This window comes from Barnesiella sp. ET7 (assembly GCF_024733785.1).
Lineage (GTDB): Bacteria > Bacteroidota > Bacteroidia > Bacteroidales > Barnesiellaceae > Barnesiella > Barnesiella merdigallinarum.
Map to the genome: position 1 here is coordinate 154795 of NZ_JANRHM010000006.1, position 22499 is coordinate 177293.

A 22499-nucleotide genomic window follows, 5' to 3' on the forward strand; every position below is an offset into this window, starting at 1 on the left:
TTTTATCAATCACTCTTCATAAATGACCGTCAGCACGGTTTGCCCCACCGCCTTCAGCGTGGCGGGGTCGATATTTTTCATCGTGTCGTCTACGGTGTGCCAGTAGGGCGGGAATCCCGTAACCGTCTCGCGCGAGCAGGCGATGATGTCGACACTGGGTATGCCGTAACGGTTCACATACACATGGTCGTCGGTCACATAGCCCCCCTTCTCGTCCACGAAATAGTCGCCGTAACCCAGCCGACGGGCCGTCTCCCACACCTGCTTCACGATGCCCGAGGCGTAATACTCCGAAAACATCTCGCGGCAGAAACGGGCACCCGAGCCCCCCACCATGTCGAGCAGAATGCCGAACCGGGCGCGGTAGCCGGGCTTGTGCGGACGGCGGGTCCAGTATTGTGTGCCCAGGGCCCAGGTATCCTCGTCGTTCGACGTGCTCCAATAGGGGGCTCCGTAGTCCTCGGCATCGAAGAAGGCAATGTCGACCCCCGCATCGGGGAGCTTCTGCCCCACCTGTCGGGCTATCTCGAGCAACACGCCCACCCCGCTCGCACCGTCGTCGGCACCGGCAATGGGCTGGCGATGCTTGCTCTTGTCGGCATCGTTGTCGGCATAGGGGCGGGTATCCCAGTGTGCAAAAAGGAGTATGCGGTTTTTCTTCTCGGGCGAGAACGACCCGATGATGTTGCGGATGGCCAGCTCGCTGCCGTCGTAGGCGGTGACGGTGCCCTCCTGCACCTCGACCGTGGCTCCGTGACGGGCCAGCTCGGCAGCCAGATAGTCGGCCGTAGCACGATGTGCCGGCGTATTGGGCACCCGGTATCCGAACTCGACCTGACGTTCTACATAGGCATAAGCGCTATCGGCATCGAACACGGGAACCTCGACCGACACGGTATCGGTCGCCTGAGTCTCACTGCTGCTCCCCGATTTTGCCGAACAGGCCATCAGTCCTATAATCAGAAATAAATATATCAGTTGGCGGTTTAGCGTTTTCATCTTGCTCAAAAGTACGCATTCTGACAAAAACTCGCAAATATCCCGCCTATTTTATACAAAAAGAGAGGTCGACCGACTCTTTACCGACCGAGAAGAACACCTCGGCCCCCTCGATGAGAGGCAGATTGTCGGAGACATGCCCCACGGGGAAGTCGAAACAAACGGGGTAGTCATACTCCTCGACCAGGCGATAGATGAGTTCGTAGAGCGTACCACCCAGCCCCTCGTTCTCGGTATACTCGGTGAAGCGGCCTACAATCAGCCCCGAGAGCGAAGCCAGCCGCCCGGCCAGTTTCAACTGGTAGAGCATGCGCTCGATCTTGTAGGGAGCCTCGGCAATATCCTCGATAAAGAGCACCGAGCCGGGCCGGAATATATCGTAGGGGGTCCCTATCAGTCCACACAGTACCGCCAGATTGCCGCCCACCAGCATACCGCGGCCTTCGCCCTGCCGGTTCAGCGGGTGAGTTTTCTCGTGATACTCGGGTATCTGACCGAAGAGAATCTGCCGCAGATACTGCGTGCAACGGTCGTCGGCCGGCTCGGCCGTGAGGTGCTTGCACATGGGCGCATGCAGCGACATGATGCCCCGGCTCACACACAGGGCGTGCAGCGCCGAAATATCGCTGAAACCGATTATCCACTTGGGATTACGGGCCACATCGTCGGCCAGCCGGTCGAGCAGATGCACGGTGCCGTAACCGCCGCGGCTGCACAAGATGGCTTTCACCTCGGTGGTATACAAGGCGTTACGAAAGTCGTCGGTACGCTCGTCGACAGTACCCGAGTAGACCCCCGACTCTCCCAGACAGTGCAGCGATACCGACACACCCAGCGGCCAGGATTCGAGCCGCTCGACGGCTCCTTTCACATAATCGGGGTTAATGATACTGGCTGGCGAAACAATGGCGAGTCCATCGCCGGGAATCAGAAAGGGAGGTTGTGTCATCATCTCTATCGTAAGGCTTAAAAGGTTGTACCCGGCCCCTCATCGGGCGAGCGTCCTACAAATGTAACGAACTTTCGCCAGCCTTGAAACAAATAGCCCCGGAATCTTGTAAAAAACTCCGGGGCCAGTGAACGATAAGGTATCGCTTGTTTCGTTATTTCTCGCGCATGAAGATGTTGATGGGGGTTCCGCTGAAGTTCCACGTCTCGCGAATCTTGTTCTCGAGGTAGCGCTTGTAGGGCTCCTTCACCCACTGGGGCAGGTTGCAGAAGAAGACGAATGTGGGCACATAGGTCTCGCGCAACATGGTCACATATTTTATCTTCACATACTTACCCTTGTGTGCAGGGGGCGGATAGTTCTCAATGGCGCTGAGCATCACCTCGTTGAGTTTCGAGGTGGGTATCTTGCGCTGGCGGTTCTTGTAGACCTGCACGGCGCTCTCGAGCACCTTGAAGATGCGCTGCTTGGTCAGGGCCGAAGCGTAGACGATGGGGAAGTCGACAAACGGAGCGAGGCGCGCCCGTATGGCATTCTCGAAGGTCTGTATCGCCTTGTTCGACTTGTCTTCGACCAAATCCCACTTGTTGACGCAGACCACCAGCCCCTTCTTGTTTTTCTGTATGAGGGAGAAGATATTGAGGTCTTGCCCCTCGATGCCGCGGGTGGCATCGATCATGAGGATGCAGACGTCGGAGGCCTCGATGGCCCGTATCGAGCGGATTACCGAATAGTATTCGAGGTCTTCGGTCACCTTGCCCTTCTTGCGGATACCGGCGGTATCGACCAGATAGAAGTCGAACCCGAACTTGTCGTAACGGGTATAGATGGAGTCGCGCGTGGTACCGGCGATGTCGGTCACGATGTAGCGTTCCTCGCCGATGAAGGCATTGATAATGGACGACTTGCCGGCATTGGGACGTCCCACGACGGCAAAGCGAGGTATATTCTCTTCGATTTCGGGCTCCGACTTCTTGGTGAAGCGTTTCAGAATCTCGTCGAGCAGGTCGCCCGTGCCCGAACCGCTGGCGGCCGACACACAGAAGGGGTCGCCCAAACCGAACGAATAGAACTCGGCGGCGTTGTATTGCCAGTCGTTCGAGTCGGCTTTGTTGGCTACCAGAATCACCGGCTTGGACGAACGTCGCAAGATGGCGGCCACGTGGTCGTCGAGGTCTACGGCTCCGGTTCTCACGTCGACCATGAACAGGATGACATCGGCCTCTTCGATAGCCAGCGCCACCTGCTTGTTGATCTCTTCTTCAAAAATATCTTCCGAATTAACGACCCATCCACCGGTGTCGATAATGGAAAACTCCTGCCCGCACCACTCGACCTTGCCATACTGGCGATCGCGAGTCGTGCCGGCCTCTTCGTTGACGATGGCCTTGCGGGTTTGCGTCAAGCGGTTAAACAGGGTCGACTTCCCTACGTTCGGGCGTCCTACGATTGCTACTATATTTCCCATAATTTCTCTTTCTTTTTTACGGCTGTCACAGCCATCGGGTTTTACTCGGGTATGTATCCAAATCCTTTCAGTTTATTCTCGCGGCTCCGCCAGTCTTTCTCGACCTTGACGTAGAGCTCGAGGTAGACCTTCTTGTCGAAGAATGCCTCTATATCCTTGCGGGCCAGCATGCCCACCTTTTTCAGGGCCGAGCCGCCCTTGCCGATGATGATGCCTTTCTGCGAATCGCGCTCGACATAGATCACCGCCATGATGTGTATGCGCCCCTCTTCCTCCTTGAACTGCTCGACAGCCACCTCGCAGGCATAGGGTATCTCCTTGTCGTAGGTGAGCAATATCTTCTCGCGGATAATCTCGGTCACGAAGAATCGGGCCGGCTTGTCAGTGAGCGCGTCCTTGTCGAAGAAGGGCGGCGAGGGAGGCAACAGCTCTTGAATGCGCTTGAGCAGATAGTCGAGGTTGAACTTATATTGTGCCGAAACGGGTATCACCTCGGCCTTCGGCAACAGGCGTTTCCACTCCTCTACCAGCTTTTCGAGCGACTCCTGCCCGCCTTGCAACAAGTCTATCTTGTTGATGACCACCAGCACGGGCACCGTCTCCTCGGCCACTTTGTCGAGGAACGACTGGTTTTTGGTGGGAGTCTCTATTACGTCGGTCACATAGAGCAGAATGTCGGCATCGACCAGGGCCGACTGCGAGAAGTTGAGCATCGACTCCTGCAGCTTGTAGTTGGGCACGAGTACACCCGGCGTATCGGAATAGACAATCTGCATGTCGTCGGTATTCACGATACCCATGATGCGGTGGCGCGTAGTCTGCGCCTTCGACGTAATGATCGAGATGCGCTCGCCCACCAGCGAATTCATCAGCGTAGACTTGCCTACGTTGGGATTTCCTACAATGTTTACAAAACCGGCCTTGTGCATAGTTTTATCGGGTTAGTTTGCCAGACAATATATAGACGTTTCTCTTATTCTATTGTCCCCAAAGGTAGTGAAAATATTCTACTTGACGAAACAACCGCCGTCGGCTTTTGTTCAAAGACAAGAAAAGACGCATCTCTTGCTACAAAAGATGCGTCTTTGTCTTATTCTCGCAATGTTTATTTCGCGTTGTATCCCCACACGAGGTAGAGAGCGCCCCAGGTAAATCCGGCACCGAAAGCCGTGAGTACCAACTTGTCGCCGACTTTGAATTTATCTTCAAATTCGGCCATGCACAAGGGGATGGACGCTGCACTCGTATTGCCATACTTCTGGATGTTGACCAGCAACTTCTCTTCGGGAAGTTTCATACGGTCGGCGATAGCCTCGATAATACGCAGGTTGGCCTGGTGAGGAATGAAGTAATCGATCGTATCGACCGTGAGGCCGTTACGTTCCATCACCTTCTCCGACGAGGTGAGCATGTCGGTTACGGCGTGTTTGTACACGGCGCGACCCTCCTGATAGACGTAGTGCTCGTCGTTGTCGACCGTCTCGTGCGAAGCAGGATGAACAGCACCGCCAGCCTTCATCAGCAGGTGGGGCAAGCCCATACCGTCGGTATGCAGCACGGCATCGACGATACCTACCGGTTCGTCGGTGGGCTCGAGCATCACACAAGCGGCAGCATCGCCGAACAGCGGACAGGTCGAACGGTCTTTGTAGTTAACCATCGACGACATCTTCTCGGCAGCCAGCACCACTACGTGCTTGTACAAACCGCTCTTGATGTAAGCGGCACCCGACTGCAAGGCTACGATAAAGCCGGCACATGCAGCCTGGATGTCATAACCATAGGCGGTCTTGATACCCAACTTCTCCAATACGATCGAAGCCGTAGAGGGGAAACGATAGTCGGGGTTGGAGGTTGCACAAATGAGCAGATCGACCTCTTCGGGTTTTACGCCGGTCTTCCGCAAAAGCTCGGCCACGGCTTTTTCACCCAAATCGGACGAGCCCGTACCTTCACCTTTCAAAATTCTGCGTTCCTTGATACCGACGCGAGTCGTAATCCACTCGTCGTTGGTATCGACCATGTGCGACAGTTCGTCGTTGGTCAGCACATAATCAGGGACATACGAGGCTATCCCCGTTATTTTAGCATTCATAACTATAAAATCGGCTTAGTGTGTGAAAAAATGCCCTAAATCGCTTTAGGGCTCTACATATCGAAACTTAGACTGCAGCCTCTTTTTCGATAGCCAATTTTCCTCTGTAATAGCCACACTCGCCACATACGGTGTGATATACATGCCAAGCGCCACAGTTGGGGCAAACTGCCAAAGTAGGAGCTACTGCTTTGTCGTGAGTTCTTCTTTTGGCTGTTCTCGTTTTAGATTGTTTTCTTTTAGGATGTGCCATTTTTCTATTATTTAATTATTATCTATTATTTTCTTCAATTCGTCCCAACGGGGGTCGGTCATTGTCTCGCCTTCGTCGGGTACCACGTCTGCGATGTCCTCATCGTCAAACGCATCGAGGGCCTCGTCGTCGCCATCGTCCAGCGAGCGGGCCGTATGTTTGCGCAACTTAGCACTCATCGACTTGTTGCACTTCCCTGCCGGGTGAACGTGCTTCAAGGGAATTGTCAGCGCCACAAATTCGTACAAGAACCAGGCGATGTTCAACTCCCCGTCGCTCTCGGGAATCACTACCACATTGTCGCTCTCCTCGCTGTATTCGCTACCGAATTTCACGAAAAGCGTCTCGTGGGTTTTTACCTCGTGATCCATGTCGTCGAGACAGCGATCACACGGAATCTGAATCACTCCTTCCAAATCGAAATTCAATTCAAAAGAAGCCGCAGTCCGCTTCACGGTCAGCTTCACATTTACCTTCCCTTTTTGAACATCTTCTCCTTCGATATTCTTAAAGAACTCATTATCCAATACATACTCAAAATTCTGAGTACCTATCGGCATACTCTTGAGCGGTAATTTATAAGCACTAAATCGTCCCAATGCTATTTGTCGTTAAAACTGCGCAAAGGTATAAAAAATAATCGTTATAAATCAATCTTTTCGGGAGTTTTTATTTCATATTTAAAATTTTTCAATCCCGAAAGGGCCCGTTTCCATCGGGGAAGCGAAGCACAACGCTCGTCACTGTCGACCGATTGGGGAGTCACAAAGTCAGGCTACGCGCTTCAGCTCGATTCGGAAGGTAGTACCCTTGCCTACCTCCGACTCCTTCACAAAAATCCGACCGGCATGATACTCCTCGATGATGCGCTTGGCCAGCGTGAGGCCCAACCCCCAACCGCGTTTCTTGGTCGTATAACCGGGATTGAACACCGTCTTGAAGTTTTTGCGGGCAATACCCTTGCCGGTATCCTTGATGTCGATATAGATCTGCTGCCTCTCCGAGGTCAGATATACATCGATGCGCCCCTCGCCGTTCATGGCGTCGACCGCATTCTTGCACAGATTTTCGATAACCCACTCAAACAGCGGCAGGCACACCATGGCCCCCTCGGCATCCGATGGCAGATGGGTTGTTATCTGTACCTTGCTCGAGACCCGCCGACGCATGTACTCGGTGGCATTCTCGAGCACCTCGTTCACGTAAACCAGCTCCATCTCGGGCTTCGAACCTATCTTGGAGAAGCGCTCGGCTATGACCGAAAGCCGCTTCACATCCTTGTTCATATCGGAGAGCAGCGCCGGGTCTACCCCCGAAGCCTCCAGCAAATCCATCCACGCCATCAGCGACGATATGGGGGTGCCCAACTGGTGAGCCGTCTCCTTCGACAGCCCCACCCACACCTTGTTCTGCTCGGCCTTCTTCGTGCTGATAAGTGCAAAATAGACAATCAGCACAAACAGCACCATCACTCCCAACTGCACATAGGGATAGAACGAAAGCCGTTTCAGCAGGATAGAGTCGTCGTAGTAGAGATACTGTTTCTCGTCGCCACCCAGATTGATTTCGATCACATTCGAGCCACTCTGCAAATGAGCCAGCTTCCGCCGCAAATATTTCTCGGGATCAGTCTCAGGAAGATTCAAGTTGACATACTGATTTATCTCGCCATTCCCATCGACCAGAATAGCCGGTATCGAGGTATTGCTCTGGATGACCTTCAGGATAAGCTCCATGCTCATCTCGGTCTTGTCGCTGGCCAACTCGCGAGTCGCCTCGGCCCAAATCTCCATCTTCTTGCGCTCCTCGACCGAGAGGTCCTCGACCAGGTCGTTCGACACATAGAGCACCCCGCCGACCAGCAGCACCGATATCAACAGAAAAATCAACTTCCCTTTTTGCCGGAGATCATAAATATTTTGCATAGCCTCAAACCGCATTATATACATGTAATATATATAAGAACGGTGCGACCCGCCAAATATTATCCGACTGCTCATTTCGCACCTCCATACTCCCGCGCCCGGATGGCCTCGACTATCCAACGGAGATTGCGACGCGTATACCCAAAAGAGACAATCGAACTACGTCGGTCGAGATTATTCACGCTGTTGAGCCACACCCGACCGCTGTCATAGACAACAAATATATGTTCGCCCCAAGTGAAACTCCACATCGAGGGATTGGTATGGGCTACGATACAGTCGTACCCCAGGTGGTCGATACTCCACTCGTGTACCTCGGCCAATTCGATAAAGAGGTTACCTATCTCCTCGATCGAAAGGCGGGTTGGCACCTCTTCGAAGTCAAGCCGGTTGCGCTGCACATGAAACAGCAACAACGCCAGCAGTAACGGTATGCACAAAACCCATAAGGGCAACAATACACCCCAGGAATAAATCAGGGAGAAAAGGTTGAACAACAGCATACAACACAAAATAAACACCATCAAAGAGGGCAGGGCATAGTGAGTCGTGGCCCAATCGGTCGTAAGCGGCAAATGCCGTGTGCGCAACACAAAGTCGGCCAGCGGTTCATCGCCCTCCTTATGAAAGAACAGCCAAAACAAAAACCACTCTGCCACAATACAGAAGACGACAATGCCCACTAATATCCATCCCCACTCTGTGCCGGAAGCAGGAGTGTCGAAATCGTGATTTACGCGATAGCCCGACGGGGTAATATCGAGAATCACCATTCCCTGGTCGTAAGCAATGTTGTCGAACGAAAGGTCTTTGCAACGAAACTCGTAGTGTCCGTCTGTCTCGAGTCGCAACGGATAAAAATAGCGGTAGCACGAGGTCGTCTCTCCATTGCTGTAAACGGTTGAGCTACTGTTGCTGCGAGGGCGTATCGACCGGCCGTTGGCCACGATAATCGGGGGCTCGGCATCGGGCCGACGGTTGCACTCCAACACAAGCATGATGGCACTGCCTACCCGCAGGCTGTCGCCCCTGACTGAGAGTTCACACATTACCGAGGAGTCGACCGAATCGGCAGGCAGTATCCGGGACGAATAGGCTTTCTGATAAAGATCGGAAAAACCACTCAAAAAGTTGGCAATGATGGCCGAGTCGGACTCTTCGGCCCGAACGAACACCGTCCAAACAGCCAGACAAACAACGACTATACACCGTTTCACGCTTCTCATCTTTTTATCGGTGACGAATCGAGCAGAACTTCCTGAGGCAAATCGGCACACTCGCTCCAAAACAGGCCTTCTTCCTCATCGTCAATCCAATAGAGAGGCAACACCGTAGCTTCGTAACCAAAGATATAACGCTCGTTGGAAAGACGGGGTATCAACAATATTTCGGCATTCTCTTCCATACGCTCGTCATAAGCGAACTTGACGGAGTAATAAATATACTCAATATGATTTGCCCGGGTCTCCACGTCGACCGAAGAATCTTCGCCGCAGTCGGAACCGCCCTTTTTCTTGTGGGTTCTCGAGTCGAGCGAAAGGTTACCCAACTCCATCATCCCTTCGGGTACATGAAAAATCATATCAACCGAGTAGAATTCCTTTTTCCATATCGCCTTGTAGGGAATGGCTACGCGCACCAATACCCAACACGAGTCGGCCGTCTTGACCGCCCGCTCGACAGTATACCGCACCTGCGGACGCTCAAGCGGTTTGAGTTTCTTATGCAGTTTCAATATCTCGGGGCTTACATCGTAGTCCATCCCCTCCACCGCCGTTACCGGCTCGAGCGGGGCGGTTGTTCTGCACCCCGCACAGAGGCACAACAGAACGACTACAAGCCAAACACTCTGTTTCATCGCTTTCTATTTTTTGAGGGTGTCACTTCTCTTATCATCCAATTTACCAGGGATATTTCACCCACGGGCTGTTCGCATCGGCCAGCAGCTTGTCGGCGGTATCTTTCATCACCGAATTATAGGCCCGCTTACCGCCCCACAACGAGCGACCTATCACGTAGCTCAGGGCCAGTTCCCGCCACGACGAGAACGCTCCGTGGGCCAGTTCGTTTGCCACATCTACATATTGCCAGGCCTCGGTCTCGGTAATATAGCCCATCTCGCAGCAGGCCCGTGCCAGAAAACAGATGCGTCCGGCATCCCACCCGACCACGCCATAGCGACGCAGGTCGTCTTTCACGGCAATGACTTTGCACGCAAGCAGTTCGTCGCAGGTATCCTGCAGGTTCTGGAGTTGAACGGTTATCTTGTCATAATCCTCCTGCGAGGTCATGTTTTGCTGGAAGACCTCGTCCTGCTGTTTCGGATCGGTCAACAAGAAGGCCTGCCACACAAAAGGAAAGTAGTAGCGGTAACCTTTCTCGCACAGGTATTGCAGCTCTTCCACGGCCTCGGTACGACAGGTGATGCCCCACCACTCACCCAGAATCTTGGGCAGTTCGCTGCGGATACCCGTCTCAAGCGAATTTTGATAGGCCCCCTGTTGCGAAGCATAGAGAGCCCCCACGGCCAGCTTCCGACACTGCTCGTCGCTCAAGGTCGAACGAGGATTGAGACAGACGGTCGTGAAAGCCCGGCGCAACTTGCGCACGGTACCGATAGCACTTTTGCTCTTTTTATAAATCCATATTCCACCACTCACGACAGCTATCGTGAGCATGATGTAAAATTCGTTACTCATCGTCCATACAGTTTTTCGATTTCGCATTCTCTATTACCAGGCTATCTGCCGCCAGGGCGAATCGTCCCGACCGAGCAGCAGCGATGCTATCTCATAGGCGGTGTCGCAGTCGTCGGTATCGTCGTGCCAAACGCCGCGCCCCAACGTGTAGCTGAGCCCAAACTCCTGCCACGACGAGAACTCCTGCCGGGCCACCTCGGCTCCCACCTGCATGATGTGCCACATCTCCTCCTCGGTGACATAACCGCACAGGTAGGCCCAACGCCCCAGATTGACGACACGAACCAAATCCCAGGCTATCGCCGTGTGGGGGATTGTAGTCCTGTCGCAATATTCGTTCTGAATCATGTAGGCAACCATCTGACGCACCTCGTCAAGTTTTTCGTCCAGTTCAGGGTCGGCATCGACCTCCTCGTCACTCAAGAGTACGGCCAGAGCTTCATCGGCATCGGCGTGGTGCCCTTCGTTCAACAGCCAGTTGACCGTCTTGACGACCGAGTCGCGGTCGGCAATCTCCCACCAGTTTTCGAGTTGAGCCTTGATGGTATCGATCTCGATTTGGCAATCGAGGGTATCGACACACTCGTCGTTATAGACCAACAATGGTGCGGCCAAGGCCAGCACACGGAGTTGCTCGGGTGTCAACCGACTGTCGCCGCTGCGGCGTATCGTCCAGTCCTCTCCCAAGGAATCGAGAGCGAGATCGTTCATCTCACGGAGCTCCTGCTCCAGCGACCCATCCTGCATCTGCCGGTAAAAGTCCCCGGCCTGCGCCATATTCGCACGGGCAGTTTGTGCCACAGTATCGGCATCTACACCACCCAATGTTCCCATCGCGGCCTGTTGCCTCTGAATCTCTGCCAAGTTGGGTACGGCTGCCTGCATCTGGGCCATAATCTGCGCCTGCATATCGCTCATGTCGGGCATTTCAAATCCCGGAATATTCCCATACATCGACTGTATCTGTTCCATCGCCGCCCGCACCGAAGCCTCTTGTGCAGCCCGGGCTATCTCCTCCGGCGTGTGAGGGGTGTTCAATTCATCTTGTGCCATATAAATAAGTATTTTAAGGTTCTGTTATCCTTCGGCTCCGGCATATAGCAGAGTTTCGACAATCTCGTTGAAACCCCGCTCGCCGGCATAATAGAGGGCCGTGTGTTGTAGGTTGTCGGCCACATTTACGGCAGCTCCGGCAGCTATCAACAACGACACCATCTCGTTGTCACCCAACCGGGCGGCCTGGATGAGCGGAGTCTCGCCCCGACTGTTGCGGGCATCGACATTTGCCCCTGCACCCAGCAAAGCCTTGCCTATAAAACGGTTGCCCGACAAAACGGCAGCATGCAGCGGAGCAGTCCCAACCAGCGAAGCCCGGTTGACATCGGCTCCAGCCGCAATCAGCAACTCGGCCAGAAAGAGGTTGCTCCGACCACAAGCCAACAGCAGAGGGGTCTCCCCTTTGTCGTTCATGGCATTGAGCTGAACCTTCGAATCGGCCAACAGGGTACGCACCATCTCTCCCTGGTCGTTATGGACCGCCTGATGCAAAGCCGTATTGCCCCGGCTGTCGCAAGCGGAGGTATGACCCAACAACGACACCACCTCGCGCAACCCATGTGCGGTAGCATAGTCGAGTGGAGTATGCCCCGACTGGTCGGTCTGTCCGGTATCGGCCCCCAACCCGATGAGATAAAGAGCGGCATCGGTGCGTTTGTAATCGAGCAGCACCATGAGCGGCGTGCGTCCCTCGCGGTCGGTCGCATTCAAGTCGGCTCCATGCCGGGCCAGCAAGGCCACAATCTCCTTGTTCCCACTCTGTGCCGCAGCATGCAGGGGGCTTTCACTACGATTGTTGATCAAAGAGACATCGGCTCCCCGATCGAGCAACAGAGCCACCACATCGCGGTGCCCCTGCCGACAGGCGTAATAAAGAGGAGTATTCCCCTCGCCATCACGCTTATCGAGATTGACACCTCCCTTGTCGAGAAAAATGCGCACGATGCTCTTCTGTCCGTTGCGACAGGCATTGAGAAAAGTCAGGTTATTGTCCATCGTTTGAGATTAAGCATATTTCAATAAAAGTTTCACCAGTCCTTCGTTGTTTCGGCGGGTGGCCCTGTCGAGCGGAGTCTCCCCCGCATTGTTGACAGCGGCAACCGACGGAACCCCAAAATCAAACAATAGTCGGGCCGCCTGTTTCGCCTCCGGGAGCGAATAACAGTCGGCGATATAGTGCAAGATGGTATTCCCTTCGCTGTCGACCGCCTGCACATCGGCTCCGGCTTCGAGCAAAAACTCCTCCATGGAACCACTGTGGAGGCCGCAGGTCTGACGGTTGAAGAGGTGCATCAACGACACCCGGCCCCGACAATCGCGGGCATTGACATCGACACCCCGCTCGAGCAGACGGCGCAGGGCATAGAGAGCCAAGTCGTCACTCTCGTAACAGCATACAAGCATCAAGGCAGTCTCCCCTTTACCATTCACCGGGGCATCGGGGTTCCACCCTTTTTCCAGAAAAAGATTCAACAGAGGTCCGAAGGTCTCCATCCCAGAAGCATGCCGGCACCCTTTGTCGAGCCACTCGACAAAAGCAGTCTCGCCCCGCGAATTGCGGTAGTTGGGGTCAGCTCCGGCTCGAAGCAGCATCACAGCCGCTTCGACATTCTGCCAAGTGAGCGCACAAGCCAGCGGCGATTTCCCGTAAAAGTCGTTCATCTTCTCATACCCGCACTCGGTCTGCAGCTCGACACCCCATCGCAACAGGGCCGTGACCGCCGCCAAATCCTTGTAATACAATGCTTGGAAAATATCCATGCCTCCAGTCTCTTCGAGCGGTTCGCCCGATGCAGAGTCCTTACCCGAAAGCAAGGCACTCACCCGCTTGGCGCCCCCTTCCATGGCCAGGTCGAAAGGTGTCCGTCCATAACTGTTCTTCTCGTCGGGGTCTATTCTCCCGTCGACCAGCAGAAGAGAAGCCGTACGATAGCAGCGTTCGGCCTCCTCGAGCTGCTCGTCCCGCTCGCGCAGAGTCTCCTCCTTGCGTCTTTCAGGGACCCAAGTATCTGCAAAGCGTGCTATCCCCGACTCCAACCGACGCAAACAAGCGGCCGTATCGACAGCCACACGGCATACAACGTGCAAAGCATTCTCGCCGTTGGAGTCGACCGAGTCGATACACCGTGCCGAACGGACCAACAGTTCAACCAGACGATGATGCCGATTCCGCACCGCCTCGATGAGAGCGGTCGTATTGCAGGCCGATCGAGTCACACTGGCCCCTTGCTCCAACAATAACCGCGCAGCCTGACATATCCGTTCGCCCGAAAAAGTTCGCTCGCCTCGCACGACAGCCAAGGCATGCAACGGAGTATGACCTTGCGCGTCGCGCACATCGACCTCGGCCCCTCGCATCAGCAACAGCTCGATGGCCTCGACATCGACTTGCTCGGCAGCCAGATGCAGAGCCGTACGGTCGTAAAAGTTGTCGTCCCGGTCGTCGAGTGGAACTTCGGCAAAAGCCTCCAGCAATTCCCCTCTGGGGACCTCGCAATCATACAGTTTATAAATGGCTTTGACTGTCATGGTCGATTTGTTCAATGAGGTTACAGATGTGCCGGTATCTACCGCCCAGTCGGGCGGCAATGGCCCGTACTTCGTCGTATCGCCTCAGCCGGAAAGCAGCCTCGGCCTTGAGGCGAAGGAAAAGGGTATCGGTCTCGGGAGAAAAGGGTGTAACAAGCATGGGGCACAAGGGCAAGGCGCTCTCATGCTCCCAGTCGAGCAGGGATTGGGGCAAAGCCGAAGGCGCGGAACAAGGGCGTACCGGCAGCAAACGGTCGGCCTCGCAGAGCAAAGAATAGCACCGCTCATAATCACCCGCCCCGAAACAGCACACAGCCTTATTGTAAACGACCCGCAGGTCGTCATCGGCAAGCCGGTCGAAACAGGCATAGCCCAGGGAATAGGCCCCGCAAGCGAGATAGCTCACCCCGGCCTCGAACAGCCGGTCGGCCCCGGCACCTGTAACGACCGCTTTATCTCCGAGCAAATTCACCCGTCATCCGTTTTACTCGAACTCTACCTGCCCGGCCTCGTTCACCCGGAATGGCACAGTGTAGTAGTTGGTAGTGAGTAATCGGCCGTTCATCTCGGTCTTCTCGCCTTTCTTCGTGTAGTTCAGCGAGAAATAGGCATATTGCTTCTGGCTGTCGGCCTTGTAGGATTCGTCTCGGTTCCAACGCTCCACGTCATTCAGCCCGACGGGCAAGGTATAAAAAGTGTAGTTTTCGACCGATTTCAATTCATATTGGTCGCCTTCTTCCTCGGCTTGCAACAGATTATTCCCCTCCTCGCCCCACTTTTGCAACTTCGCTGCGTCGATAGCATTCAGGTCGAGTGTAGCCGTTGGTTCATAAGCGTATGTTTGGCGGTTACTTTTCGAAGGTTCATCGGCTTTGAAATCGCCGCCATCCTTGTTAATCGTCAATACGTAATCGCTATTGTCGGGAGTAATATAAAACACGATTACCTGGCTCAACACATTCTCGAGCTTGCGGTCGCCACGATCTTCGTTCATCTCGACTCGATAGACTTTTGCATCAGCGGGTACATGAGTTTTCACGAGTTCCTTCACTTTGGCCACAGCCTCTTCAGAAGCCATACCCAAATCATTGCCCGACGAGCAGGACGACAACATGGCCACGGCAATAGCCACAGCCGTTAAGATTCTCATAACTTTTGTAATCATGATATAGATGTTTTAGTTGGTTGTCATATACTAACCGAGCAGAGCACGAAACTCTTCGTACTGCTCCCACGAATCGAAATAGGGAATTTCGAAAACCAGGTATCGGTCGGGCAGACTCACCTTGCACTGGCTCTCCTTCTCGTCGTACTTGATATACTCGATGTCGCTGATGGAAAAGGTGTCGTACTCGACCCGCCCCGACTTTACCGTCGGGTAGGTAACCCTGTTGCCATCGACCGTAATCATGGCCCCCTCGCGAATGAGAGCACGAGCCTTGCGCATGGCCAGCCAGGTGAATATCAGCAACACAATGCCACCGATAATGAAGATGGTCGAGAGTACCGCCGGCGACAGAATGTGCAAACGACGAATGCGCAACCCGAAAGGCCAGATGGCCGGGACGACAATCATGCCGATACCGAATGCCAGGTTGGACCACTGGTTGGTGAAAATGCTCCCGGGGGTATAGTTGAATGTCTTGTGAATGCTTGTAAATCGCTCCTGTTTCATAAATATTACCGTTCGGTCATTTTTAACAGGAGCAAAGATAGAACAAAAAAAATAAAAATATGACCAATGGGTCATATTTTTATTTTTTTATGATTATCCCTGGCGATTAGCGCTTCAACTGATTATAAATATACCGGAAGTGTGCGGCCAATCGATTCACATCGAGCCCCTCGTAAAACGACATTTCGAACGACATGCCCACAAACGTGAGGCGGAACTGGGCCACCGCCTCCTCCACATCGGTCTCCCGATTGATTTCGCCGCTTTCGATAGCCCGACGGATAACGCTACGCCAATGGTCGTACTCCGATTCAATCCAGGCATGCAACTTGGCCTTACCGTCTGGATAATAGAAGAGTACCTGCTGGAAGAGATGAAAATAACCCGCATTGGCCGACTGACCGGGCATGGCCTCCTGACGGACATTACCCAACCGTACAATCTCGGCCATCGTACGCTCTACTCCTGCCACGTATTTATCGATAAAATCGGCCAGCGTACCATCCGACTCCTCATACTTGCGCTTCGGGTCCTGGGCGTTGAACAGATATTTGTCGGCCACAGCCACAAACAAATCGAGTTTGGTAGGATAGTAATTAAAGATACCCGTCTTGGTCAGCCCCACCATGCGGGTAATCATCTGCAGGCTCACCCGCTCGTAATTCATCGACATGAACAACTGTAGCGCGCTTTGCAAAATTTCTTCTCTATTGGTTTTCATACACTCTTTCCTATAATATTATCAAAGATACAGGCTTATTTTTGAAAAATCAAATGAAAAAATTCCGGGGCTGTCGCTCCCGACCAACTTTTTGCGTACCTTTGAACAGGAGAGAACAACGCATACACCATGAAACACCGTATAGTTATTTTACTGATACTCTTATTGATTGCCATGCAACCGACCCGTTCACAAACGACACCCGACAACACCCGCGTAATCGAGCTCGACCGAGGGTGGAGCTTCTCCGCCGAAGGGGATAGCCTCTCTTACCCGGCCGTGGTGCCCGGCACCGTGCATGCCGACCTGCTGCGCAACGGGCTGCTCGACGACCCTTTCTACGGGACGAACGAGGAGAAGGTGGCCTGGGTCGAAACGAAAGGGTGGAGCTACACCACCACCTTCACCGTCGATGCCGACGACTTGGCCCGGTACTCCTGTGCCCGCCTCATCTTCGAGGGACTCGACACCTTTGCCCGCATCGTTCTCAACGGCGAGCCGGTGATGCAGACCGACAACATGTTCGTGGCCTGGGAGAAGGAGGTTCGGGATAAAATCGTTGCGGGCGAGAATACCCTCACCGTGCACTTCGCCTCGCCTCTCAAGGCCGTAGAGCCGATATACCGCCAGACCGGCATCGACTACCCTGCCGACAACGACCGCAGCACGCCCCACCTGAGTGCATACGCCCGCAAGGCTCCCTATCACTACGGGTGGGACTGGGGTATCCGACTGGTGGGTTGCGGCATCTGGCGACCGGCCCGACTGGTGCTCTACGACGGCTGCCGCATCGACGACGCCTTTACCCGCACCCTGCACATCGACAACGACCGGGCCCGACTGGCTACCGACCTGACCATCGTCAACGAGAACCGCCAGGCTGCCGAAGGGGTCGAAGTGCTGCTCACCATCGCCAAAGCGGGCCAGGAGGTGGCCCGCTCGACCCGTCGCTGCACCCTGCAACCGGGCGAGAACCGCATCGGCTTCTCTTCCGAAATCGAGCAGCCCCAACTGTGGCAGCCCAACGGCTGGGGAGAAGCGCATCTCTACGATGTGGATATAACGCTCGTGCAAAACGGTCGAACCCTGGGGAGCAAACATTACCAGACCGGGATACGCACCATCGAGTTCGTCAACGAACGGGACTCGCTGGGGCGCAACTTCTACTTCCGCATCAACGGCCAACCGCTCTTCGCCAAAGGCACCAACTACATACCCCAGGACATCATTCTCACCCGCGTCACCCCCGACGACTACACCCGGCTGTTCCGGGCCATGAAGCAGTCGCACATGAATATGGTGCGGGTTTGGGGCGGCGGCGTGTATGAGGATGAGCTCTTCTACCAGCTGGCCGACCGCTACGGCATACTCGTGTGGCAGGACTTCATGTTTGCCTGCTCGGCCTATCCCGGTGACCCGGACTTTCTCGGCAACGTAGCCCGCGAGGCCCGCTACAACATCCGCCGCCTGCGCAACCACCCCTCGCTGGCCCTGTGGTGCGGCAACAACGAAATCTACGAGGGACTCAAATACTGGGGGTGGAATCGCCGCTACACGCCCGAGACTTTCGAGAAGATGCGGCGCGACTACCACACCCTCTTCCGCGACACGCTCGCCGCGTATGTGCGCCGGTACGACCCGCAACGCAGCTACATACACACCTCGCCCGACTCGGCCAACTGGGGGCGCCCCGCTACCCAGACCCAGGGCGACATACACTACTGGGGCATCTGGTACGGACAGGAGATGTTTGACGCCATGGACACGCTCCAGCTGCGGTTCGTCAGCGAATTCGGCTTCGAATCCTTCCCCGAGATGAAAACCCTGCGCACCTTTGCCGGGCCCGACGACCTGAGCATCGACTCCGAGGTGATGACCCACCGCCAGAAGAGCAGCATCGGCAACGACCTGATAAAAACCTACATGCAGCACTACTACCGCATGCCCCGCAACTTCGACGACTTTGTCTACCTGGGGCTGCTGCTCCAGGGGCACGGTATCGCCTACGGCATCGAGACCAACCGCCGGCAGCGCCCCGTGTGCATGGGTTCGCTCTACTGGCAGCTCAACGACAGCTGGCCCGCCATCTCGTGGTCGGCCATCGACTATTACAAAAACAAGAAGGCACTCTATTACCACGCCCGCGATGCCTTTGCCCCTCTGATGCTCTCGACCTTCGTCTGCGGCGACAGCCTCGAGATTCATGCCCTCTCCGACCGGCTCGACCGGCTCGACCGGGCACAGATTGTCGTGGGCATCGACGACTTCCACGGCAACCGGCTGAACACCGTCACCCTCGAGCGCACCATACGGCCCAACGCCAGCCAGAAGATGGCCACCCTCGCCCTGGCCAACCTGCTGAAGGGATACCCCGCCAACGAGGTATTGCTGACCTGGCAAATACACCACGACGGCAAAACCCTCGCCCATGGCCACAAGTTCCTGGTGCTGCCCAAGGAGCTGAAGCTACCCCGGCCTCACCTGACAAAAGCCATCGAGACAACGCCCCAAGGTATCGCCCTCACCCTCTCGACCGACTGTCTGGCCAAGGATGTATTCATCGAGATACCCACCCAGGGAGCCGACCTCTCCGACAACTTCTTCGACCTGATGCCGGGCGAGCGCAAGGTGGTGACCATCAAGAGTGCCGACATCACCCCCGACGATATAGCCCGTATCCGGATACGTACCCTCACCGATACGTATGAGGGAGAGTGATGAGAGAATTTGGGAAATCTGACTAAAGTCGGAAAAGAATAAAGCACTTAAAAAACAACAAATAAGAATTGTATGGAATTATCTTATTGGTTCAAAGGATTTGAAAAAGGACTTGCCCGCCTGTCGGACAAGCAGCGGAGTGAACTATTGGCCGAGTGTAGCAAAAGTTGCGTGAGGCAAGGCACATTCTCGATTTACCAAGAGCTCTACAACCAGGCTCATGGCAACTTGGATCAATTCTTTGCACAAGCCAACGAACTGCCAGGAGTACGTTGCGAAATCGTAGAAAGCGAATCGGTGTACCATCTATATTTCGAGAGTTGCACCTGCGAACTGTGCACAAAAGGCTATGTGTCTACCCCTCTGCTTTGCGAATGCTCCCGACAGAGCATTCTCTATGTTTTGTCGGAGCTGTGGAAAGAAAAGCGCTTCCAGGTAACGCTCTGCCATTCGATTCTGCAAGGGGCTTCCACTTGTAAAATGCGAATAGAGACCGACGAATTGAAGATATAATCAACTTATACGAAAACCTCCAGTACAACCCGGCAGTCTCATCTCTATCTGTTTTTATAGCCCCACCCCGATACACGCGTCCCCGGTTTTGCGGCACTGCAAAACCGGGGATTAACGTTAGTTGATTTCAGAAACTATATATCAGGAGAGCATATACCCCTTGTTCTCCTTTTTGAGTACGCCCTGATTGACCAGTTGCAGGATAGCTCTTGAAAGAGAGGGACGGGCCACCCCGAGAATGAAAGCAACCTCCTGCAGGTTCTGTATGGTTCCGTTTTTTTCGATGTAGCTTATAATCCTCGACGAAAGCGTCTGCAAGGCAAACTCGTTCAGACGTTTACTCAAGAACACGCTGTGGTCCGATATGACCGTCAGATAATTTCGCAAGACCAAAGAGTCTTCTTCGATAATTTTCAACAGGCTCTCCTTGTTGACAATCCAAAGGCTACAGTCACTATTGGCCAATATGGTAACGGGGAATATCCCCTCGGTACTGAATAGAAAGGAAGAGGCCAACACATCGGGAGCCGAGAGGGTATCCAATGTCAGCTCCTTACCCTCCTCGCTAATCATTTTGGCATAAACACTGCCTTCGCACAGAATATACAGCGAACGGCACACATTCCCTTGCATGGCTATGGTTTCTCCCTTTTTGTAATGCACATAGCGGCTGGGGTAATCGTGCATGATTTTTTCGATAATTTCTTTATTTCCGCCTTTGAATAAAGGCATTTCATAAATATCATTATTCATTGTAGCCCAATCCATATCTTACCGATTTTTCCTTGCGTAACAATTGTTACCGATTATGACCATACAATCTGGTACTTTTGCACCGGTCAAAAAGATTTAGACAATTTGTAACAATAGGTAACATCATACACACTTATCAACGATCAAAATTACCCATTTTGTTCTGTTTAATCTCTTTTTTCCCAACAAAATACAACTAAACGAACCCGAAACAAAGAAGTGTTCATAAAATGAGAAATATAATTTATACTCTTTTAATCGGCATCATTCTGCTTCCGGCCTGTGTCGAAGAAGATCATCTGGATTCCGTCTCTTCCGGGAACGGGTTCGGCGATTTTTCGTTCCGACTGGTACCCGAAGAGTACGAGGGGCTCCCCGCCGAAAGTTTGCAAAAAGGCCATCGTCCTCAACAGGCATTTGCCACCACCGAGCGACAAACCCTGTCGAACTACGATCGGGTAGAGTTTGTGGTAGTCGATGACGACGGATATAAGGTGAACGGTGTCAAGGGCCTGTACGACAAAAATACCTCGGACATGCAGTTGGAAGGGTTGCACGAAGGCTCTTACCGCATTCTTATCCTGGGCATACGAGGCGACCTGACGGACGACAACGCCACAATAAACCCGATCAATCACATATCGGAAGTGTGGCTCTCATTTCCCGAAGAGCTGGCCCGGCCTTTGGCTTGCGAGTACTTCTATTCGATAACTCCCTTTACCGTCCGGAAAGTCTCCACCGCTCTCGGGAACGAGGTTGTAGCCGAGATTGCCGAAAAGATTGTACAGCGCAGAATTGTGGGGCGGATGGATCTGATTTTCTCGTACAACAATCCATACGTCGAAACGGCAGTCACCTCGAACACGGTTGCCTTTAATGCCAGTAGCAGGTTTTATACCCGACTCTCGGGCGAGGGAACATTCTCGGGCGAGAGCAACGGCGAAATGAAGGTCTTGGATATGGCCGAATACACCGAATATCTGTTCATGCCAACGATTGAGGGAAGCTCGGTTCAAGGAGAGGTGACCCTGTTTACACGCGATTATCGGGGAAATATGACCAAACGCTACTATACCTTCGATTTAGACTCGGTCGTAGAGAATCACATCGGCCGGGTTGAGATAAATGTCGTACACCCCGACGATGAAATCGGGACCATGTTTATCACCAATCGGGCATACACTCAGGGGCAACACGGTCTCATTCTGCAAGACGATGAACCGCATACCATATACACCGACAAAGAGCTTCGTAACTTCAATACGACCAGGCCCTTGCAGCTATCGGTCACCAGCGAGGGGCAACTCCATGCCCGTTTTTACTCGCCGCGGAGCCTAAGTCAGGTTCTGGTAAAAGCACGCATCCCGGCAGCAGGGAACGAATATGTAGACTTTGCCTATTTCGACAGCATCCCTCCTTTTGCCGATTTCTATGAAGCAATCCCGCTGTTGCAGAAAGAGCTCTATTTCCGGGCCGAATCGGGGAAGATTGTCAAGATACCCCGGATGCAGGCCGACGAACTCGCCGGAATAGAATTCAAGATTGAGTCCGACGACCCCTATCTGGAGAAACTGAAAGGCATCATACACGGCTGGAACATACGGTTCCACCTGTTCGACGGCGACCCTACCAAACCCGACGGAGGCCCCGTAGGAAACTGGATGGGTATCCGCCCCGTGCATTGTCGCGAAGCCGTAGCCTTCTTCCTGAACTTTACCTACATGATCGATATGCCCGAGCATGAAGAGATACTGAGAGCCAACGAAGACCGGCTGTATGGCAACGGCGGTGTAAACGACAAGGTGAGCCCCGATGTCGTATTGCGGCAGATGAGACAGGAACGTACCCTGAACGTAGGTCTGGTATACCCGGGAAACGGTGTTATCGGACTAGGGGGAGGTTCTTCCTACGGCGTATGGCAGACGGGCTGGCTGAGCCACTACACCAATACCTATGCCTGCGAAATCATGTTTCACGAGCTGGGCCATGTGATGGGATACAACCACAGCAGCGCCTTCACGTATGGTCCCTGGGCTCAGGAGCTGATGAACCACTTTTATGTCAACCATCTGGACGACATGCCCATAAACTCGTCCAGCTACCTCAACAGCAGTAAAAATCCGAATCTGTATTAGTATCCGTTTTT

Annotated in this window: 22 protein-coding genes; 3 read left to right on the forward strand and 19 right to left on the reverse strand. The window is 53.8% G+C overall.

From position 1 onward, the window contains the following. Window positions 1-9 precede the first annotated feature (9 nt). The 18 genes from NW211_RS05470 to NW211_RS05555 all read right to left on the reverse strand — a co-directional run bounded on the left by NW211_RS05470 (window position 10) and on the right by NW211_RS05555 (window position 16369). Complete coding sequence (locus NW211_RS05470; RefSeq protein WP_087408829.1) at window positions 10-999, reverse strand: M28 family peptidase; 990 nt, start codon at window positions 997-999, stop codon at window positions 10-12. Between the two features lie 46 nt (window positions 1000-1045). Beyond that, a complete protein-coding gene (locus NW211_RS05475; RefSeq protein ID WP_258327195.1) occupies window positions 1046-1951 on the reverse strand; it encodes an LD-carboxypeptidase in 906 nt (301 codons plus the stop codon). A gap of 151 nt (window positions 1952-2102) precedes the next feature. Continuing rightward, window positions 2103-3416, reverse strand: coding sequence for a ribosome biogenesis GTPase Der (gene der / locus NW211_RS05480; RefSeq protein ID WP_258327196.1), 1314 nt, complete (start codon window positions 3414-3416; stop codon window positions 2103-2105). 41 nt (window positions 3417-3457) lie between these two features. Continuing rightward, window positions 3458-4345, reverse strand: a complete 888-nt coding sequence (gene era, locus NW211_RS05485) for a GTPase Era (protein WP_087408802.1) — start codon at window positions 4343-4345, stop codon at window positions 3458-3460. Window positions 4346-4521: 176 nt separating this feature from the next. Next, the gene (locus tag NW211_RS05490) at window positions 4522-5511 is read right to left on the reverse strand and encodes a beta-ketoacyl-ACP synthase III (RefSeq protein ID WP_258327197.1); all 990 of its coding nucleotides are present in this window, start codon (window positions 5509-5511) and stop codon (window positions 4522-4524) included. 67 nt (window positions 5512-5578) lie between these two features. After that, window positions 5579-5764, reverse strand: coding sequence for a 50S ribosomal protein L32 (gene rpmF, locus NW211_RS05495; RefSeq protein WP_008861440.1), 186 nt, complete (start codon window positions 5762-5764; stop codon window positions 5579-5581). Window positions 5765-5775: 11 nt separating this feature from the next. After that, complete coding sequence (locus NW211_RS05500) at window positions 5776-6363, reverse strand: DUF177 domain-containing protein (RefSeq protein WP_258327198.1); 588 nt, start codon at window positions 6361-6363, stop codon at window positions 5776-5778. A 171-nt stretch (window positions 6364-6534) separates the two neighbouring features. After that, complete coding sequence (locus NW211_RS05505; RefSeq protein ID WP_087408830.1) at window positions 6535-7689, reverse strand: PAS domain-containing sensor histidine kinase; 1155 nt, start codon at window positions 7687-7689, stop codon at window positions 6535-6537. A 71-nt stretch (window positions 7690-7760) separates the two neighbouring features. Beyond that, on the reverse strand, window positions 7761-8906 hold the full coding sequence (locus NW211_RS05510; protein ID WP_258327199.1) for a hypothetical protein: 1146 nt from the start codon (window positions 8904-8906) through the stop codon (window positions 7761-7763). A gap of 5 nt (window positions 8907-8911) precedes the next feature. Next, on the reverse strand, window positions 8912-9547 hold the full coding sequence (locus NW211_RS05515; RefSeq protein WP_258327200.1) for a hypothetical protein: 636 nt from the start codon (window positions 9545-9547) through the stop codon (window positions 8912-8914). A gap of 43 nt (window positions 9548-9590) precedes the next feature. After that, the gene (locus NW211_RS05520) at window positions 9591-10388 is read right to left on the reverse strand and encodes a DUF1266 domain-containing protein (protein ID WP_258327201.1); all 798 of its coding nucleotides are present in this window, start codon (window positions 10386-10388) and stop codon (window positions 9591-9593) included. A 33-nt stretch (window positions 10389-10421) separates the two neighbouring features. Then, window positions 10422-11441, reverse strand: a complete 1020-nt coding sequence (locus NW211_RS05525; RefSeq protein ID WP_258327202.1) for a DUF1266 domain-containing protein — start codon at window positions 11439-11441, stop codon at window positions 10422-10424. 24 nt (window positions 11442-11465) lie between these two features. Next, a complete protein-coding gene (locus NW211_RS05530) occupies window positions 11466-12440 on the reverse strand; it encodes an ankyrin repeat domain-containing protein (protein WP_258327203.1) in 975 nt (324 codons plus the stop codon). A 9-nt stretch (window positions 12441-12449) separates the two neighbouring features. Next, window positions 12450-13973: an ankyrin repeat domain-containing protein gene (locus NW211_RS05535; protein WP_258327204.1), complete on the reverse strand. Its 1524-nt coding sequence runs from the start codon at window positions 13971-13973 to the stop codon at window positions 12450-12452. Further along, window positions 13951-14445 (reverse strand): hypothetical protein, encoded by a 495-nt coding sequence (locus tag NW211_RS05540; protein WP_258327205.1) that lies wholly within the window; start codon window positions 14443-14445, stop codon window positions 13951-13953. The genes NW211_RS05535 and NW211_RS05540 overlap by 23 nt, the downstream gene beginning before the upstream one ends. A gap of 12 nt (window positions 14446-14457) precedes the next feature. Continuing rightward, window positions 14458-15138 carry a hypothetical protein gene (locus tag NW211_RS05545; RefSeq protein WP_143240942.1) on the reverse strand — a complete coding sequence of 227 codons (681 nt, stop codon included), beginning with the start codon at window positions 15136-15138 and terminating at the stop codon, window positions 14458-14460. A 30-nt stretch (window positions 15139-15168) separates the two neighbouring features. After that, window positions 15169-15648 carry a hypothetical protein gene (locus NW211_RS05550; protein ID WP_258327206.1) on the reverse strand — a complete coding sequence of 160 codons (480 nt, stop codon included), beginning with the start codon at window positions 15646-15648 and terminating at the stop codon, window positions 15169-15171. 106 nt (window positions 15649-15754) lie between these two features. Then, window positions 15755-16369 (reverse strand): TetR/AcrR family transcriptional regulator, encoded by a 615-nt coding sequence (locus NW211_RS05555; protein ID WP_258327207.1) that lies wholly within the window; start codon window positions 16367-16369, stop codon window positions 15755-15757. A gap of 129 nt (window positions 16370-16498) precedes the next feature. On the opposite strand from NW211_RS05555, the gene NW211_RS05560 reads away from it, so the two are divergent. Both NW211_RS05560 and NW211_RS05565 read left to right on the forward strand, forming a co-directional pair. Further along, the gene (locus NW211_RS05560) at window positions 16499-19087 is read left to right on the forward strand and encodes a glycoside hydrolase family 2 protein (RefSeq protein WP_258327208.1); all 2589 of its coding nucleotides are present in this window, start codon (window positions 16499-16501) and stop codon (window positions 19085-19087) included. Window positions 19088-19159: 72 nt separating this feature from the next. Continuing rightward, window positions 19160-19600: a hypothetical protein gene (locus NW211_RS05565; RefSeq protein ID WP_258327209.1), complete on the forward strand. Its 441-nt coding sequence runs from the start codon at window positions 19160-19162 to the stop codon at window positions 19598-19600. A gap of 141 nt (window positions 19601-19741) precedes the next feature. Here the strand turns inward: NW211_RS05565 and NW211_RS05570 are convergent, their stop codons facing one another. Next, entirely contained in the window at window positions 19742-20287 is a 546-nt protein-coding gene (locus NW211_RS05570; RefSeq protein WP_258327210.1) for a Crp/Fnr family transcriptional regulator, read from the reverse strand. A gap of 296 nt (window positions 20288-20583) precedes the next feature. Between NW211_RS05570 and NW211_RS05575 the strand changes: the two genes are divergently transcribed. Continuing rightward, window positions 20584-22488, forward strand: coding sequence for a hypothetical protein (locus NW211_RS05575; protein ID WP_258327211.1), 1905 nt, complete (start codon window positions 20584-20586; stop codon window positions 22486-22488). The last annotated feature ends 11 nt before the right edge of the window (window positions 22489-22499 follow it).

Excerpts from the sequence above, each read along its gene's own strand:
- NW211_RS05535 (WP_258327204.1), bottom strand. The coding sequence starts at position 13,973 with ATGACAGTCAAAGCCATTTATAAACTGTATGATTGCGAGGTCCCCAGA.
- NW211_RS05470 (WP_087408829.1), bottom strand. The coding sequence starts at position 999 with ATGAAAACGCTAAACCGCCAACTGATATATTTATTTCTGATTATAGGA.
- NW211_RS05545 (WP_143240942.1), bottom strand. The coding sequence starts at position 15,138 with ATGATTACAAAAGTTATGAGAATCTTAACGGCTGTGGCTATTGCCGTG.
- NW211_RS05530 (WP_258327203.1), bottom strand. The coding sequence starts at position 12,440 with ATGGACAATAACCTGACTTTTCTCAATGCCTGTCGCAACGGACAGAAG.
- NW211_RS05490 (WP_258327197.1), bottom strand. The coding sequence starts at position 5,511 with ATGAATGCTAAAATAACGGGGATAGCCTCGTATGTCCCTGATTATGTG.
- NW211_RS05515 (WP_258327200.1), bottom strand. The coding sequence starts at position 9,547 with ATGAAACAGAGTGTTTGGCTTGTAGTCGTTCTGTTGTGCCTCTGTGCG.
- rpmF (WP_008861440.1), bottom strand. The coding sequence starts at position 5,764 with ATGGCACATCCTAAAAGAAAACAATCTAAAACGAGAACAGCCAAAAGA.
- NW211_RS05525 (WP_258327202.1), bottom strand. The coding sequence starts at position 11,441 with ATGGCACAAGATGAATTGAACACCCCTCACACGCCGGAGGAGATAGCC.
- NW211_RS05550 (WP_258327206.1), bottom strand. The coding sequence starts at position 15,648 with ATGAAACAGGAGCGATTTACAAGCATTCACAAGACATTCAACTATACC.
- NW211_RS05560 (WP_258327208.1), top strand. The coding sequence starts at position 16,499 with ATGAAACACCGTATAGTTATTTTACTGATACTCTTATTGATTGCCATG.
- NW211_RS05575 (WP_258327211.1), top strand. The coding sequence starts at position 20,584 with ATGAGAAATATAATTTATACTCTTTTAATCGGCATCATTCTGCTTCCG.
- NW211_RS05475 (WP_258327195.1), bottom strand. The coding sequence starts at position 1,951 with ATGATGACACAACCTCCCTTTCTGATTCCCGGCGATGGACTCGCCATT.
- NW211_RS05570 (WP_258327210.1), bottom strand. The coding sequence starts at position 20,287 with ATGCACGATTACCCCAGCCGCTATGTGCATTACAAAAAGGGAGAAACC.
- NW211_RS05520 (WP_258327201.1), bottom strand. The coding sequence starts at position 10,388 with ATGAGTAACGAATTTTACATCATGCTCACGATAGCTGTCGTGAGTGGT.
- NW211_RS05565 (WP_258327209.1), top strand. The coding sequence starts at position 19,160 with ATGGAATTATCTTATTGGTTCAAAGGATTTGAAAAAGGACTTGCCCGC.
- der (WP_258327196.1), bottom strand. The coding sequence starts at position 3,416 with ATGGGAAATATAGTAGCAATCGTAGGACGCCCGAACGTAGGGAAGTCG.
- NW211_RS05555 (WP_258327207.1), bottom strand. The coding sequence starts at position 16,369 with ATGAAAACCAATAGAGAAGAAATTTTGCAAAGCGCGCTACAGTTGTTC.
- NW211_RS05505 (WP_087408830.1), bottom strand. The coding sequence starts at position 7,689 with ATGCAAAATATTTATGATCTCCGGCAAAAAGGGAAGTTGATTTTTCTG.
- era (WP_087408802.1), bottom strand. The coding sequence starts at position 4,345 with ATGCACAAGGCCGGTTTTGTAAACATTGTAGGAAATCCCAACGTAGGC.